This window comes from Guptibacillus spartinae, from assembly GCF_028610625.1.
Taxonomy (GTDB): domain Bacteria; phylum Bacillota; class Bacilli; order Bacillales; family Guptibacillaceae; genus Guptibacillus; species Guptibacillus spartinae.
Map to the genome: position 1 here is coordinate 205,010 of NZ_JAQQWU010000002.1, position 16,891 is coordinate 221,900.

20 protein-coding genes are annotated in these 16,891 nt (G+C 38.5%); all 20 read right to left on the reverse strand.

Going from position 1 to position 16,891, the window contains the following annotated elements; all coding sequences use genetic code 11:
* Nucleotides 1-16: 16 nt before the first annotated feature.
* Nucleotides 17-154: a YqzL family protein gene (locus tag PQ511_RS04970; protein WP_273850826.1), complete on the reverse strand. Its 138-nt coding sequence runs from the start codon at nt 152-154 to the stop codon at nt 17-19.
* A gap of 100 nt (nt 155-254) precedes the next feature.
* Complete coding sequence (gene era / locus PQ511_RS04975; protein ID WP_273850827.1) at nt 255-1,163, reverse strand: GTPase Era; 909 nt, start codon at nt 1,161-1,163, stop codon at nt 255-257.
* Nucleotides 1,156-1,554, reverse strand: coding sequence for a cytidine deaminase (locus PQ511_RS04980; RefSeq protein ID WP_273850828.1), 399 nt, complete (start codon nt 1,552-1,554; stop codon nt 1,156-1,158). The genes era and PQ511_RS04980 overlap by 8 nt, the downstream gene beginning before the upstream one ends.
* Before the next feature lie 12 nt (nt 1,555-1,566).
* Nucleotides 1,567-1,956, reverse strand: coding sequence for a diacylglycerol kinase family protein (locus tag PQ511_RS04985; RefSeq protein WP_273850829.1), 390 nt, complete (start codon nt 1,954-1,956; stop codon nt 1,567-1,569).
* On the reverse strand, nt 1,940-2,413 hold the full coding sequence (ybeY, locus tag PQ511_RS04990; RefSeq protein WP_273850830.1) for an rRNA maturation RNase YbeY: 474 nt from the start codon (nt 2,411-2,413) through the stop codon (nt 1,940-1,942). The genes PQ511_RS04985 and ybeY overlap by 17 nt, the downstream gene beginning before the upstream one ends.
* Nucleotides 2,410-4,536 (reverse strand): HD family phosphohydrolase, encoded by a 2,127-nt coding sequence (locus PQ511_RS04995; RefSeq protein WP_273850831.1) that lies wholly within the window; start codon nt 4,534-4,536, stop codon nt 2,410-2,412. The genes ybeY and PQ511_RS04995 overlap by 4 nt, the downstream gene beginning before the upstream one ends.
* A 201-nt stretch (nt 4,537-4,737) precedes the next feature.
* Entirely contained in the window at nt 4,738-5,700 is a 963-nt protein-coding gene (locus PQ511_RS05000) for a PhoH family protein (RefSeq protein ID WP_273850832.1), read from the reverse strand.
* 6 nt (nt 5,701-5,706) lie between these two features.
* A complete protein-coding gene (gene yqfD / locus PQ511_RS05005; RefSeq protein ID WP_273850833.1) occupies nt 5,707-6,894 on the reverse strand; it encodes a sporulation protein YqfD in 1,188 nt (395 codons plus the stop codon).
* Between the two features lie 45 nt (nt 6,895-6,939).
* On the reverse strand, nt 6,940-7,230 hold the full coding sequence (gene yqfC, locus PQ511_RS05010) for a sporulation protein YqfC (RefSeq protein WP_273850834.1): 291 nt from the start codon (nt 7,228-7,230) through the stop codon (nt 6,940-6,942).
* A gap of 157 nt (nt 7,231-7,387) precedes the next feature.
* A complete protein-coding gene (phoU, locus tag PQ511_RS05015; RefSeq protein ID WP_273850835.1) occupies nt 7,388-8,047 on the reverse strand; it encodes a phosphate signaling complex protein PhoU in 660 nt (219 codons plus the stop codon).
* 15 nt (nt 8,048-8,062) lie between these two features.
* On the reverse strand, nt 8,063-8,818 hold the full coding sequence (gene pstB, locus PQ511_RS05020; protein WP_273850836.1) for a phosphate ABC transporter ATP-binding protein PstB: 756 nt from the start codon (nt 8,816-8,818) through the stop codon (nt 8,063-8,065).
* Between the two features lie 105 nt (nt 8,819-8,923).
* Nucleotides 8,924-9,664, reverse strand: a complete 741-nt coding sequence (pstB, locus tag PQ511_RS05025; protein ID WP_273851136.1) for a phosphate ABC transporter ATP-binding protein PstB — start codon at nt 9,662-9,664, stop codon at nt 8,924-8,926.
* A gap of 70 nt (nt 9,665-9,734) precedes the next feature.
* Complete coding sequence (gene pstA, locus PQ511_RS05030; protein WP_224593673.1) at nt 9,735-10,622, reverse strand: phosphate ABC transporter permease PstA; 888 nt, start codon at nt 10,620-10,622, stop codon at nt 9,735-9,737.
* A complete protein-coding gene (gene pstC / locus PQ511_RS05035; RefSeq protein ID WP_273850837.1) occupies nt 10,623-11,561 on the reverse strand; it encodes a phosphate ABC transporter permease subunit PstC in 939 nt (312 codons plus the stop codon). It lies immediately after the preceding gene.
* 114 nt (nt 11,562-11,675) lie between these two features.
* Nucleotides 11,676-12,596 carry a phosphate ABC transporter substrate-binding protein PstS family protein gene (locus tag PQ511_RS05040; RefSeq protein ID WP_273850838.1) on the reverse strand — a complete coding sequence of 307 codons (921 nt, stop codon included), beginning with the start codon at nt 12,594-12,596 and terminating at the stop codon, nt 11,676-11,678.
* Nucleotides 12,597-12,912: 316 nt separating this feature from the next.
* Nucleotides 12,913-13,359, reverse strand: a complete 447-nt coding sequence (locus tag PQ511_RS05045; protein ID WP_273850839.1) for a YqfB family membrane protein — start codon at nt 13,357-13,359, stop codon at nt 12,913-12,915.
* Between the two features lie 35 nt (nt 13,360-13,394).
* Complete coding sequence (gene floA / locus PQ511_RS05050) at nt 13,395-14,384, reverse strand: flotillin-like protein FloA (protein WP_098444295.1); 990 nt, start codon at nt 14,382-14,384, stop codon at nt 13,395-13,397.
* A 21-nt stretch (nt 14,385-14,405) separates the two neighbouring features.
* Nucleotides 14,406-15,692 (reverse strand): NfeD family protein, encoded by a 1,287-nt coding sequence (locus tag PQ511_RS05055; RefSeq protein WP_273850840.1) that lies wholly within the window; start codon nt 15,690-15,692, stop codon nt 14,406-14,408.
* A gap of 395 nt (nt 15,693-16,087) precedes the next feature.
* Nucleotides 16,088-16,531, reverse strand: coding sequence for a GatB/YqeY domain-containing protein (locus PQ511_RS05060; RefSeq protein ID WP_273850841.1), 444 nt, complete (start codon nt 16,529-16,531; stop codon nt 16,088-16,090).
* 17 nt (nt 16,532-16,548) lie between these two features.
* Nucleotides 16,549-16,725: a 30S ribosomal protein S21 gene (gene rpsU / locus PQ511_RS05065; RefSeq protein ID WP_224593651.1), complete on the reverse strand. Its 177-nt coding sequence runs from the start codon at nt 16,723-16,725 to the stop codon at nt 16,549-16,551.
* Between the last annotated feature and the right edge of the window lie 166 nt (nt 16,726-16,891).

A 16,891-nucleotide genomic window follows, 5' to 3' on the forward strand; every position in this document is an offset into this window, starting at 1 on the left:
TTACAATTCCAAAAGGTCAAGTGAGGCGAGTTACTTCCTCTACATCGGCGAGAGAATCATTTTCTTCATCATTCGGTGTTTCTATTTCCTTCAAAAGAAGATAAGTATCAATGTTTCCTGTTTCACAAAATATTTTCCAGGTAAACTCTAACACTTTAGATCCCACCTTTCATTTTGTAAAAAGTTTATCTCTTACCTCTAGCTTGACCTTACATAAGTCGGTTTATGTGATGGAATTTTTAACAAAATTTCACTTAATAGTCATCTTCACGGTAACCATAATCACGTAATGAAGACGGCTTGTTACGCCAGTCCTTTACAACCTTCACCCAAATTTCCATGAATACTCGGGAACCTAAAAGGGCTTCAATATCTTTTCTAGCGCGTTTTCCTACTTCTTTTAGCATCTTTCCTTGTTTTCCAATAATAATGCCTTTTTGAGAAGAACGTTCTACTACAACAGTCACGTGAATATCAATAACGTCAGAACCTTCTCGTTTTACCATTTGTTCGGTCACAACGGTAACCGAGTGAGGAATTTCTTCTCTCGTTAAATGAAGAACTTTCTCTCTTACAAGTTCTGCCACAATAAAGCGCTCAGGGTGGTCAGTTACGTGATCACTTGGGTAGTATTGTGGTCCTTCTTCAAGGTAATCAACCACTTGCTCTAGAAGGGTGTTTACATTATTTCCTTGTAAGGCAGAAATCGGTACAATTTCTGCAAATGAATATTTATCTTTGTAAAAATTGATCATTGGAAACAGTTGGTCTGGGTGAACCTGATCAATTTTATTAATCACTAAAAATACAGGACTTTCTACGTTTTGCAACCGATCAATAATATACTGATCACCAGCCCCATATCCTTCTTCTGCATTTATGACAAATAAAATTAAATCAACTTCATTTAACGAACTTTGAGCCATTTTGATCATAAAGTCACCAAGTTTGTGCTTAGGTTTATGAATACCCGGTGTATCAATGAATACTACCTGAGCATCGTCCCTTGAATAGACACCCTGTACTTTATTTCGAGTGGTTTGTGCTTTATCACTCATAATCGCTATTTTTTGTCCAATTACTTCATTTAACAAAGTCGATTTTCCTACGTTTGGTCTCCCGACGATTGATACAAATCCTGACTTAAACACTTCTTTACTCATTCAAATCCTCCGGTGAAAATGCGCCAGGAAGTAATTCACTGACGGTTAATTCCTGTATTTTTCCATCTAAGTTAGTTAAAATCACTTGCATTTCTGGGTCGCATAGTTCTGAGATAACTTGTCTACATGCTCCACAAGGTGGTACAGGACGCTTTGTATCAGCAACCACAGCTATAGCTTTATAGGATTTATGTCCTTCTGAGTAAGCTTTAAATAAAGCTGTACGCTCAGCACAGTTGCACATACTATAGGCCGCATTTTCAATGTTACATCCACCGAATACTGTGCCATCCTCTGAAAGCAGTGCCGCCCCTACTTTAAACTTTGAATAAGGAACATACGCCCTTTCTCTTGCCTTTTTAGCCTCATCAATCAACATTTGCTTATCCATTATTATTCCTCCTTATGACTGAAACATCTGTGCAATCGGTTCAAAAAACAGAAGGAAACCGATTATAACTGAAATAATTGCAAAAAGAAAGACAGCTGCAGCGGAAACATCTTTTGCCACTTTCGCTATAGGGTGTTCTTTTTCCGTAATTAAATCAATCGTTCGTTCAATGCCCGTATTTAGGGCTTCCAAACTTAACATAATACCGATTACGATTAGCAATAAACACATTTTAATGGCTGATAAATCCAATATGACCCCTGCTATAATGACCGCAGTACCTGCTAATAGATGGAAAAGAAAGTTTTGTTCATTTTTTATTAAGTAACGAAATCCTTGCGACGCATAGAGAAAACTTCGTAAAAACCGGATGTGACGGGAACGTTTATCTCGTGAGGCCATATTGCTCTAGTAGCACTTTTTGTTTACCGAACATTTCTTTCTCATCTTCTTCTGTCATATGGTCATAACCAAGTAAATGGAGGAACCCATGAACACATAAAAACCCGAGTTCGCGTTCAAAACTATGCCCATAATCAGCAGCCTGCTCTTTTATTTTCGGGACAGAAATGACAATTTCTCCAAGTAGGTGGGGGATCTGTTCATCAAATACGATCGGATCATCACCTTCTTCTTCATCATCAAGTGCAAAGGAAATAACATCAGTAGGCTGATCTTTCCCACGATAATCACGATTAATCTCCGTGATTCGCTCATTATTCACAAACATAATGGACACTTCGCTTCCTGCTTCAACCCCTTCTTCCTTTGCTGCATAGCTTAATAATTTTTTAAGCATTTCGAATTGCTCTTGTGTTAGTGTTTCTGTTTCGTCAATAAAATCGATTGTTAAATTCATGAAGTCACCTTCTTTTTTATTTCTGTCGGATATTCGATTCGACTGTGAAAAATGCCGTTTAACGTTTCAAGAATCGTTTTTGCAACGATATCAAGCTCTTTAAGCGATAAGTCACATTCATCAAATTGACCGTCTTCTAATCTTTCCGTAATGATTTTTCTTACAAGTGATTCAATGGTTTCTGGATTTGGTTTCGTCATCGATCTGACGGCTGCTTCAATGCAATCTGCAATACCTACAACGGCTGCTTCCTTCGTCTGGGCTCTTGGACCAGGATAGCGAAATTCCTTCTCTGAAACCGGCTGACTCACTTGTTCATTTGCTTTGTAATAAAAATATTTTAGAAGCGTCGTACCATGATGCTGTTCAGCAATATCTACAATTTCTTTTGGCAAACGATGCATCCTCAGCATCTCAGCTCCATCAGATGCATGGGAAACAATGATTGTTTTACTTAAATGTGGTGAAATTTTATCATGTGGATTTTCCATATTCATTTGATTTTCAATAAAGAAGTGAGGTCGTTTTGTTTTTCCTATATCATGATAATAAGCACCGACTCTCGCTAGTAGACCATTCGCTCCTATGGATTCACAGGCTGCTTCCGACAAATTGGCAACCATGACACTATGATGATACGTGCCAGGCGTCTCTACGAGAATTTTTCTAAGTAAGGGATGATTAGGATTTGATAACTCAATTAACCTTGTAGTCGAAATAATGCGGAAGCCAGCTTCAAAGAACGGCATTAATCCCAGCGTTAACATTGAAGATAGAAATCCAGATGAAAAGGCAAAAACAAAGTGATAGCTAAGTTCGATGCCACTATATTGTCCGTTCTTTAACATTAATAATATAGCCACAGTGACTATGTTTATTAATGAAACAAGTAAGCCTGCTTTAAGAATATTGGATCGATGATTTCTTTTACCAAGGAAAAATACGCCTGATAGCGAACTCATCAATACATAGAATCCAAGCGAAGCATTCATCGGTCCAGAAATTTCACCATTGAAAAACACGCCAGCACAAACACCAAAGAGGATACTTGAAGCAATGGCTAATTGTTCGTTAAAAAGCATTTTAATCAGCATGGAACCTACGGCTGCCGGAACGATATAAGCTATTCCAGGAACCTCTATGCCTTGTAATAAGCTTGATAACTTTAGCACCATAAGTGTGCTAAAGTAGATTAAAACAAGGATAAGTAGATTTGTATTTGAAGAACGCACGCGTGATTTAACATCTTGAAAGAAATAATACAAATATCCTGTGAGTAGCAACACAAGAAGGGCTAAACCTACATACGGAACAGCATCGAATCCTTCATCAAGTAACCCCGCAAGCCGAAGTTGTTCCATTACTTCCCGGTTAATCATTGCGCCTTCTTCTACGATGATTTGGCCTTCGCGTATCATGACAGGCTGAACAGCTTCAATCGCTTCTTGACGACTTTGTTCTGTTTGTTCTGGATCAAGAAAGTAATTTGGTACAATACTTTGCTGTGCTACGGTAATCATAGCTTTCTTTTGGTCAGTAGGGAGCGATGTGAGAGACAATCGATCTTCAACATCCGATTTAGATTGCTCTAAATTATCAATTGATACTCGATCTGTCATAACCTCCATTACTTCCGATAACGTTAGTTCCTTTATTAAACTAATTTGTGAAGGTTCCGCCTCAATTAACGGCTTCAAAGTATCCTCGGAAAGTTCGTCGGACATTGAAACTGAGATGATTGATTTGAGTTCTGACACTTTTTCTTGAGTGGTTTTTTTCTCTGGTTCATTTTTCTTTACCTTCTCAATTCCAGAAAACAAATCATTCAATTTATCAAACTGAGACTGAGAAACTTGATCACGGTAGACATATTTCGCATCAATTTGTGCAGCCTTTGACCGCTCATCTTCAGTAGCTGTTTTATTTTCGATCGTGATTGGTGAAGCGATATCATGATCCGCTCTAGAATAAAGGGAAACATTCAGTGACTCTGGTATTACATTGGAAAGCATCGTTAAATAAAAAATAAGCGCTACCAAACTATAAAGCGACCACTTGATCATTTTAATTCGTTCGATATTACGGAGATTATTCTGCAGCAGGTGCTTAATCTTCGCAATCATAGCTTCCTTCACCTCATAAGTTCTGGCCTTTACTACTCTTCTTCATATTTTATCAGAATTCCCTAATAAATGGAGCACAATCTTTTAAGAAGTACCTCCATCGTGCCTACTTCTTTTAAACACGCTTCAGCTTCTATCGAGTAAGGCCAAGTTAAGAGATAAGGCTCAAAAAAGGCCCGTTTTCAAACGGACCTTTCTACCTTATTTCGTTTCATGTTCATATGCATCAATAATGCGTTGAACGAGTGGATGCCGGACAACATCAGTCTGCTGAAGGTAAATAAATGAAACATCTTTGACTCGTTTAAGGATTTTTTCTGCTGCTGCTAGACCAGATTCTTTCCCTTTTGGTAGGTCAATCTGTGTAATATCACCAGTAATAATCATTTTTGAACCAAAACCTAATCGTGTTAAGAACATTTTCATTTGCTGAGATGTTGTATTTTGAGCTTCATCTAAAATAACATAGCTGTCGTCTAGCGTACGACCTCGCATATAAGCAAGCGGAGCAATTTCAATCGTACCTCTTTCAATAAGACGCGTAGTTTGTTCCACACCTAGTACGTCATGTAAGGCATCATACAAAGGACGTAAATAAGGATCAACCTTTTCTTTTAAATCTCCTGGCAGAAAGCCTAAACTTTCTCCAGCTTCAACTGCTGGACGAGTAAGAACAATTTTCTTCACTTGATTATACTTCAGTGCTGTTACGGCCATAACCACTGCAAGATACGTTTTTCCGGTTCCAGCAGGTCCAATACCAAACACCAAGTCAGTTTTCTTCATTGCCGATACATAATGGCGCTGACCAAGTGTCTTCACCTTAATCGGCTTTCCCTTCGCATTTGTAGTGATTTCTTCTTGATAAAGCTCTAGAAGTTGGTCAAGCATACCCTGTTGCACTAATTGGCACGCGTAAACAACGTCCCTTCCAGAGATACTCGCTCCTCGTTTAATAAGCGTGTGAAGAGTATGCACGACTTCTTTTACCATCGTAACATCTTCTTCATTCCCTCTGACAGATATGCCTTCTCCACGAGTCACAAGTGACACTTCAAGTGCTTCCTCGATTATCTTCAAATGCTCATCGCCAGGGCCAAATAAGCTCTGAGCCTCATTAGAATTTTCTAGCTGTAATGTAAGATCAACATATGATTCTGACAATAGACCTCAATCTCCTTGAATAATCGGTATGTTTTTCCCAATCTCTTCTATAATTTCATAGTGTATCTTTACGTTTACTTTACCATTCTCTACCTCATGGTGCAAAATCTTTTCCTCTTTAATTTCTGCATTTTCGGATGTTTTACTTAAAATATCTTCTCTACTAACCTGACTAGCTGCCAAAAGCGCTTCCTTTTCGGTATACTCTCTTGTTACTTCTTTGGTTTCAAGGAGCTCTTTTGTTTGAAAGGACAGAGGCATTTCCCATTTTAAGAAGCGTAAATTCGTTTCCTGAACGATTGTTTCATATTGAGAAAACTCCGGTTTTGAAAACCCCCATACTGGGAGGTGAAATCCAAAAATACCAAACGAATATTTCGCTTCTTTTTCACCAGTATTTGTTTCAAAAGTTGATTTTAAAGGGATGGATACATCTGTTACATACCATGTTTTCCCAAAAACTTCTCCTCTTGCAGGCACGAGCTCACTTTTATCTTCTTTTCCAATAAATCCCGAAATAAGGAGTTGACCTGGTTTAACATAATCATTTTCTTTTACTTGTACCTGGCCTTCCTCAACATAAATTTTAGTAATGATCGCTTTTTTATCCGCAACGATATGCCTTGCATTTAAGGGTGGTTGTTTTTCAGGCAATTGCTTTTGAACGACCTCAAAGTGATAGGTCGAACCACTCCTTTTCACACCTACCCATGTAATTTCTTCAAGACTCTCAGTCATTTTCTGCTGTAGCTCCTGGTTGGTTGGCAACTGAAATATAAACTCTCCTCTTTTTACTCCAAGTTCTTCAGCTACTTGCTTTAACTTATGCTCCACTTCAGGTGTAGCACCATTCACGGTGATCGACCATACCATGTTCGATAAGATCAATATGAGCAAAATACAGCTGATGACCCCACTCAAGAACCCTCTAGAATAGACCACTTTTTTCACTAAAAACGGAAACCCTTTTCGAGCAGTAATGCGAACTTTACATCTTGTCCTCTTTAAATGCGGTCTGATTCGTTTAATGTCACCCGTGTAGAGAGATAAAAGAATTGTGTCATTGTTCACACGTGAGATGTCCCAAATCGGAATGTGATATTCAATACAACGATTAATGAAAAGTTCGGTATACGATCCGACTACTTTGATTCTTACATATCCAGAAAAGAGTTCTTTAATATATTCCTTCATAACAGCCTCCCGTATAGTCAGCCCGAGAATATCGTAAGGCTTTTATCAGTTTTTAGGTTTATCTAAGTAGGAAACATGTTCAATTTTACCTTCAAGTAAGATTTCCTCGGGAAGGATGGTTTTCAACATAAAATCCTCTCCTCTAATAACCAATTGGCCATTTTTAAGAAGAAGGCGAACTTCATCATTAGAGAATTTGAGTACACCTTGATGGTTCTCTATGTAGATATGCAGTTGCCCAACCATTGTGATCCGCGGCAAATCCATGACCGCATCTGCAGGAAGCTCTAATCTCCTCGTTAACCAACCTTTTAGATTGTGCTTCCATTTTGCCATGGATACTCCCCCCTCTCCTCTAATCTTTATGACCGAAACCACAAAACTATCCCTCTTACATGAAAGAACAAATCCGTGAAATGTTTGGAAGATAAAAGATAGTTTAAACACAAAAATCCCCGCCAGAAATTTCTGACAGGGGAGTAACCTCTTTCATTTAGTCATTTAAATCGTACGAAACACCCTTAACTAAATAGAAGATGCTTTCACCAATATTCGTAATGTGATCTGCATATCGTTCGATATATCTCGAGGTAAAGGCCATTTGCATAATATGTTGAATTTGCTGAGGATTATTAGCTGTTTCTTCTAATAGCTCTCTCGTCACTTCACCATATTTCTCATCAATCTTATCATCATTTGAAGCCAATTCTTTCGCTAGTGAAATGTCCTCTGTTTCGTAGGCTTTTTTCGCAATATCCACCATACCCATAGCAAGATTCGCCATTTCTCTTATTTCAGGATTGATCGTGATATTATGATGAGCACCTAATCGTTTTGTCGATTTCGCAATATTTTTAGCATGATCAGCCATTCTTTCTAAATCTGCTGAAATTTTAATTGCAATAATCAATCGTCGTAAATCAGTTGCTACAGGCTGCTGTTTCGCAATTAAGATCATGGCTGTTTCATTGATCATTTGCTCTTTTTGATTAAAAAAGTGATCATTATCTATAATAGACTGGGCCGAATCGATATCTTTTTCAAATAGCGCATCAACGGATTTCTTTAAAACGTCCTTGGTATCTTCTGCTAATTCTGCGATTTTCACCTGTAATTCATTTAATTCCTCTGTAAAGAAACGTCTTGTCGTCATCTCTAATTCCTCCTATTAACCGAATTTACCACTAATGTAATCTTCTGTTCGTTTGTCCATTGGATTAGAGAAGATCTTATCCGTTTTATCAAATTCCACAAGATCACCATTTAAAAAGAAGGCTGTTTGATCAGAAATCCTTGAAGCCTGCTGCATGTTGTGCGTCACGACAACAATCGTGTATTTGTCCTTTAAATCATGGATTAATTCTTCTACTTTTAGAGTTGAGATTGGATCAAGAGCAGACGTAGGCTCATCCATTAAAATAACATCAGGCTCTACAGCTAGCGCACGAGCTATACATATACGTTGCTGTTGTCCACCTGACAAACCGGTTGCGCTTGTATGCAAACGATCCTTTACTTCATCCCAAATAGCGGCTTGCTTCAAACTCTTTTCCACTATTTCATCCAACTTTTTCTTATTTCTGATACCTTGAATTCGCACTCCATAAATCACATTCTCATAAATAGATTTTGGAAATGGATTGGGATGTTGAAAGACCATTCCTACATTTGTTCTTAGCTCTTCCGCTCGATAATTTTCTAATATATTATTACCATTATATTTTATTGTTCCAGAGACTCTTACTTTAGGGATCATTTCCACCATTCGATTAAGCATTTTAAGAAATGTTGATTTTCCACACCCTGAAGGTCCAATAATAGCCGTCACTTCACGATAAGGAATCTTCATACTCACTTCAAATAGTGCCTGGTTATCTCCATACCAGAGATTTAAATTCTCGACCTCATAAGAATAATTCCCCATATGATTTCATTCCTTTACATTTTCATAAGAATTTTTTCCAATTGCTTATATAATTAACGCAATGATTGCATTCTTTTTGAATTTAATAATGATACTATTCCCGATTCAGCTAAATTTCCCTGTTAAATATTCTTCCGTTCTTTGTTCTTTAGGATTTGTGAATAACTGAGAAGTTTCACCATACTCAATTAATTCTCCGTTGTACATAAAAGTAGTGTAATCAGAAATTCTAGCAGCCTGTTCCATATTATGAGTCACAATTGCAATCGTATAATGCTGTTTTAATTCAATAATCAAGTCTTCTACTTTCGCACTAGAAATAGGATCTAGAGCAGACGTTGGTTCATCTAATAAAAGCACCTGTGGCTTCAATGCAAGGGCTCTTGCAATACACAACCGTTGTTGTTGTCCACCTGATAAGGACTGTGCAGAGCTATTTAAACGATTTTTCACTTCATCCCATAAAGCCGCTTGTTTTAAAGCCGTCTCCACAATCCCCTGTATCTCGCTCTTTTTAGTACGATAAAACTTTAGAGCATGAGTTAAGTTTGTAATAATCGGTTTAGGGAATGGATTGGGTTCCTGAAAAACCATCCCAATTTCTTTTCTTAAAGAGACGACATCGATTTTTTTATCTAAAAGATTAACGCCATCATACATGATTTCGCCTTTGTAATGAGCACTATCAATTTGATCATTCATCCGATTAATCGTTCTTAATAAAGTCGATTTACCACAACCAGAAGGACCAATAAAAGCAGTCACTTTATTTCCTTCAATCGGCATTGAAACGTTTTTAACTGCTTCTTTATCTCCATAAAAAACACTTAGATTTTTAATATCCATTAAAGGGGAAACGGAATTTGCTTCCTTCTTCTCTTTACCTAGATCGCTTGCTTGCACGACGCTTCAACTCCTATTTTTTACCAGAAATTTTAGCGAAAATAACTCCGCCAATAATTCTTGCTGATAAATTAAATATTAATACAAAAATAATTAAAACTGCCGCGGATCCATTTGCAATCTCAAGAACATCTGGCATGATCCCCTGCGAGTTCACTTTCCAAATGTGAACAGACAGCGTTTCTGCTGAACGAAATGGATTAAGCGGAGATGTCGATTCAAATGGATTCCAATTTGTAAAATTTAAATTTGGTGTTGAAAGACCAGCTGTGAATAATAGTGCAGCTGCTTCCCCAAATACTCGTCCTGCTGAAAGGATAACACCAGTCAAAATTCCTGGAAAGGCCGCTGGTACTAGAACCGTTTTGACAGTGTGCCAGTGCGTGATACCTAAAGCCAAACTTGCATTTTTTTGTTTAAGTGGAATCGAACGAATCGAGTCCTCTGTTACACGGACAATAACTGGTAAATTAAAAACGGTTAATGCTAGAGCACCAGCAATAATGGAGTAACCTAACCCCATGTACTGTACAAATACGAGTAAACCAAACATACCTACTACTATTGAAGGAAGAGAAGAAAGAACCTCTACACTCGTTCTGATCACATTTGTAATTTTACCTGGCTTAGAATATTCTGCTAAATAGATCCCGCCGAGAACACCAAGTGGCACAGAAAATAGCATTGTCATCATTAGAATATAAAATGAATTCCACAGCTGATTCTTAATTCCTCCGCCTTCCTGAAATGAACTAGAATTTGAGCTTAGAAATGACCAATCTATTTCCGCAAAACCATTCGTAAGGATATAGCCTAATAAATAGACTAGAGTTGCTATCATAACGACAGCACATAAGATAAATACTGAAGTTGCAATGTTATTACTTATACGCCTGTTCATTTAAACTTTCCTCCTTGAGGATATAAAACGGATAATAATAATAAATACATAAGACATTACTAGTAAAATCAATCCTAAGGACCATAGTAGATTATTGTGTAAGCTACCATAGGTTGTATGTCCCATGCTTAGGGTGATAATTGATGTTAATGTTGCTGCCTGATCTGTAATCGATTCAGGTAAGGCTTTCGAGTTACCAATTACCATTTGTACAGCTAAAGCTTCACCAAACGCTCTCGCCATTCCAAGCACAACAGCTGTAGCAAGGGATGGCATTGCCGCTGGTAGAATCACTTTATAGATCGTTTGCCACCTTGTTGCGCCCAAACCGTACGATGCATCTTTAATATCCTGTGGGATAGATTTTAGTGCATCTGCAGAGATACTTGTGACAGTAGGTAGAATCATGACACCTACAACAATCATGCCTGCTAATAAACTAAAGCCTATTCCACTGGAGTGCTCTCTAATCAGCGGAACAATAACGGTTAACCCTATAAGCCCATAAACAACCGAAGGAATACCTACTAATATTTCAATAACGGGTTGTAATACTTTTTGACCCCATGTTTTCGCAATCTCTGTCATAAAAATCGCACTACCAATTCCAAGGGGAGCAGCAAATAAAGCAGCAAGGAATGTTACCGAGAAAGATCCGAATATAAATGGAAATGCGCCATAAGCGACGTCACCTTCTCCTGAAGGACTCCACGTTAAACCTGTTAAAAACTCACCTACATTCACGCCATTTACAATAAAGGATTGTAGCCCTTTTATTGTTAAAAACAACGTGATTGCGATCGTAGCGATAATAATTAAAACTGCGCAAGAATAGACTACAACTTTCCCTCTTAACTCATTTCTTTTAACTGACCCATTCTTATTTTTGATAAGTCGATGAGTTGAGCTGGAGGTTGAAGAATAATTACTGTTAGACATAGCGATCCTCCTATTTATCATGGGAAACGGGCTGACCCCCACACTGGTTTTTTAGAACCAGGATACAGAGCCAACCCTATTAATGTTTCCTATTTAAAACTTAATGCTATTTTCTTAAAGATCTGATTGATTACCTTCAGCGTCGCGTTCAACCTTCATTTCGCTTGCAGCGATGTAGCCTTGTTCAGGTACAAGTGAAGTTTGAATTTCGTCGCTCATCATGTAATCAAGGAATGCTTTTTCAAGACCTTCTGGCTCACCTTTTGTATACATGTGCTCGTACGCCCAAATTGGGAAGTCACCTGTTTTTACGTTTTCATCAGTTGCTTCAACGCCATCAATAGCCATTTTCTTTACATTTGAATCTGAGTCATCAAAGTAAGAGAAAGCAAGATAACCTACAGCCCCTGGAGTATCGTTAACGATTTTTTTAACAGTGTTTGAAGAATCTTCAGTAATACCTTCAGCTGGAGTAGCACCATCTAGACCAAATTCATTGAATGTTGCACGAGTACCAGAACCATCAGGACGGTTAACAAGTTGAATTTCCATATCTTCTCCGCCAACATCTTTCCAGTTAGTCACTTCACCAGTAAATACTTTAATAAGGTCTTCTTTAGAAATGTCAGTAACGCCAGCTTCAGCATTTACTGCTGCAGTCATACCTACAACTGCTACTTTGTGATCTACAAGCTCACTTGCTTCAATACCTTCTTTGGATTCAGCGAAGTAGTCCGCATTACCAATATCGAAATTACCAGCTGCAACTTCAGAAAGGCCAGTACCGCTACCGCCACCCTGAACGTCGATTTGAGCATCTGGGTTATTTTGTTGGAATTGTTCAACTGCAGCTGCTGCTAGAGGTTGAAGTGCACTTGATCCACCTACGATAATAGAACCTGATACAGCTTCTGATGATCCTTCTTCGCCACCGTTACCGTTAGAAGAATTATCATTTCCGCCGCCACAAGCAGCAAGTACTCCCATTACTAAAACGAAAGTAAACATAATTGCTAAGCTTTTGAACTTCTTCATTTCTTTGTAACCCCCATTTATTCTGAAATTATTATCAGCTGGCTTGACCAACTCACAAATACAATACTAACCGAAGATTTTTAACTCCATATGAATCGAATGTAAAGGTTTTGTAAATTGCGGAATTTGTAGTTTAAAAAAGAAATCCATCTAATTACATCCTTGTTAAAAGCATCTTCAGGTCATTATAGGTAGTATGCCTTTCATTTCACAGATTAACCATTACTCAATGATCATTATTTATCGGTACATGCTATAAAATGACATAAAAAAACAGGCTATAAAGGATTCACCTTTTAGCCTGTTAAAAACACTATTACCTTCTTTGAAATCTTGCACTGTTATTGAAAGGATGGGGCTTCTTAGATCTTGGTGGGCCCAGAATCTCTGACCAAAGCACACCATTTCGTACATCGTTTTTACTTAAAGATAAGCTTCGATGTTTCTGATTCCTTTGTTTCCGAACAGATCTCTGAACTTTCAAATCATACTTTGGTTTATCACGATCAGATATTCGCTCCAACGCCTCTTGGTATGCACTAACCCTATCAGCATTGTTCCCATGGCTTTCTTCGGTATGATTTTCAGAGCTTACAGATTCAGATTGCTGCTTATTCCCTTCTCCTGCGTGACGACGCGTTTGAGAGGGCTTCTTATTTTGATCTTCTTCATTTCCCATTCGCTTAAAGAAACTAACAATTCCTCCAATGGCGATAATAACAAATACAATATTATTAAGAAGCAACTCAATCAGATTATCCAATACTTTCACCACCCGAACAGAAGGTAATAAAAAATTTAGCGATCATCCTCATCTTCTTCCTGATTCGGCTTACCGATCATGTCTCTCATATCCGTATCCGCTTCAATATTCTTGAGATTCATATAATCCATCACACCGATGTTACCAGAACGAAGTGCTTCAGCCATTGCCATTGGTACTTCTGCCTCTGCCTCCACAACTTTTGCACGCATTTCTTCTACGCGAGCTCTCATTTCTTGTTCTTGTGCCACTGCCATCGCGCGACGTTCTTCTGCTTTTGCCTGCGCAATATTCTTATCTGCCTCAGCCTGATCCGTTTGTAGCACCGCACCAATATTTTTACCGATATCAATATCCGCAATATCAATAGATAGAATTTCAAATGCTGTCCCTGCATCCAGTCCTTTTGACAAAACCGTGTGAGAAATCATATCAGGATTTTCAAGAACTTTCTTGTGATTTTCAGAGGAACCAATCGTACTTACAATACCCTCACCTACACGAGCAATGACAGTATCTTCACCAGCACCCCCTACAAGACGATCGATGTTGGCACGTACGGTAATTCTTGCTTTTGCTTTTACTTCAATACCATCCATTGCAACACCTGCGATAAATGGTGTTTCGATCACTTTAGGATTTACACTCATTTGCACAGCATCTAAAACATCTCGACCTGCAAGATCAATTGCCGCACAGCGTTCAAAGCTAAGTTCAATATTAGCTCGATGCGCTGCTATTAGCGCATTTACAACCCGGTCAACGTTACCGCCAGCCAAATAATGACTTTCTAATTGATTTGTATTTAATTCAAGACCTGCTTTTACTGCTTTAATTAACGGGTTGATCACGCGCGATGGAATTACGCGACGAAGCCTCATACCTACTAGGTTAAATATACTCACACGAACTCCCGCTGCTAGTGCTGATATCCACAACATGACAGGTACAAACGTAAAGAGTATAGCTAAGCCGATAATCACTAACCCTACAATTACCAATAATCCTAATGTACTAGTGTCCATTATTTTCCTCCCTGTTACCCCTTATTTACTTGCTCTTACAACGACTCTAGAGCCATTGGTTTTCACAATTTTCACTTTTGTGCCAGATGGTAAATAACCACCTTCTGTCACAACATCCATTCGCTCATCTCCAAAATCTGCAATACCGGATGGTCTTAGCGGTGTAACAGCGGTGCCCTCCATACCAATCAACTCATTTCGAGTAGCATTCGAAACATACCCTAATTCTGTTTTTGTAGAATCAGAAAGAATGATTTTTTTGAAGAAACCTTGATAGCCGAAGATCCGAATAAACAGGTAGGAACCTCCAACTGTAACTGCAACTGCGATTAGAATCGCTAATAAGACGTATTGCATGGACTGCCCTGAAGCAAGAACGATACTTGCAACTACCCCAACTACACCAAGAATACCGAATATCCCAAAACCAGGAACAAACACTTCTACCACAATGAGTACAACGCCTATTATTAATAAAAGTAAGGATTCCCATCCAGCAAATCCGGCAATCATATGACCAAAGAAAAAGAGAAGTAAAGCACCTGCTCCCATAAATCCTGGTACACCAAATCCAGGCGAATACAGTTCCAATACTAGACCTAGGCTTCCAATTGATAATAAAATCGGGATAATAATTGGATTTGTTACGAATCGTGCAATCCTTTCTGCAATACTCACTTCAGCATCATTAATTTTGGCATCTTCAAGATCAAGCATGCTAAGTAATTCGGTACGATCCTCCGCTATCCCTTCTGCGTATCCCACCTTTACTGCTTCCTGGTCACCAAGTGTAAGCAGTTCTCCTTTTGGAGCGTTATAATCCGGTAGGTCAACGTCTGGATCAGCCATAGCTAATGCATATTTCGGATCGCGATCATTGAGCTCTGCAGCCGATTTCATTGCAGCGTGCCAAAAAGACTCCGCTTTTTTATCAGCTGCATTTCCTGCCTGGTCAATAATAGCAGCAGAACCCATTAAAGCACCGGGTTCCATAATGATTTGATCAGCATTTAAAGCAATGTAAGCGCCTGCTGAAAGGGCACGATTGGAAACATAGGCTGTGATTGGAACATCTGACCCTTTCATAATTTTAGCGATGTTGTCAGCAGCATTTACTGCTCCACCTGGTGTATTAATTTCTAATACAATATGATCAGTGCCCTGATCCTCCGCATCTTGAATTGATCGCTTTAGAAAGGCCTCTAATCCACGTTCCACTTCTTGTTCAACAGGAATGAATGTAACAAGATCGCCATCGCCCTTACTTAATACAATATTTCCTGCAAACGGAAGAATAACCATCACCATGAAGCAAACAGATACAAAGAAACGCATTGTATTTTTTATGATTGTGATCCCTCCCTCCAACTATTTAAATATACGGATGAGGCCAACATAAAGTTTCAGTCTTATGTAAAATAATTAAGTTTAGTATGACAAATTAAGTTACCAATTACTAGCTTATGAATAAAAATACGCTTCAATTATTGAAATGAAATTCGTACGAAACGCATTTTATATAGAAAAACACGCCCTGTTCATACAGGACGTGTTTGCGCTTCATCATATTTATCCCACTCTTAAGGTGAAGTTTTTTCATTTCCTTTTCTGTAAAAAAGAAAAATCATCTTCACCTTAAGGTCCGATTGTTTCAACTAGTCACCTTAAGGAAATACGTTATCTCCTAAGTTGAAAGTATCACTTTATGATAAGTTCTTTTGTACAAGACGATTAACAAGTCCGCCGTCCGCTTTGCCTTTGACACGAGGCATAAGCGCACCCATTACCTTACCCATATCTTTCTTAGAAGAAGCTCCAGTTTCAGAAATCACTTCCTGAACAATCTGTTCAACTTCATCTTCAGAGAGTTGTTTCGGCAGGTAGACAGATAAAATCGACAGCTCTTCATCGAGATTCTGCACAAGATCACTTCGACCAGCTTTTTCAAATTCAAGGAGGGAGTCTTTGCGTTGCTTGACTTCGCGAGTGAGAACGGTAAGTTCTTCCTCTTCAGTTAGTTCATGACCCAACTTAATGGACTCATTTTGAAGTGAAGATTTCACCATCCGAATAACAGATAGTTTGTGTTTCTCTTTGTTCTTCATCGCTACTTTCATATCTGCTGTTAAACGGTCATTTAGACTCACTGACCTAACACCCTCTCTTAGAACTTACGCTTTTTCCTTGCTGCCTCAGATTTCTTTTTACGCTTTACACTTGGCTTTTCATAGTGCTTGCGCTTCTTAACTTCAGCCAAAGTGCCTTCCTTAGAAACCGTTCTCTTGAAGCGACGCAGAGCATCATCGATCGACTCGTTCTTACGCACGCGAGTTTCCGCCATCTCTATCCCTCCCTCCAAAACATACACAATCATAACACATGACTTTCTATCAAAGACATGTCACCTGCAATTATAATACATCCCGTCCGTTTTATCAACATTTCTTTGATTAAATTTCTTTTTAAAACTTCTTTCCAATTTTTAAAAGAGAAGGCTCACTTGTTTC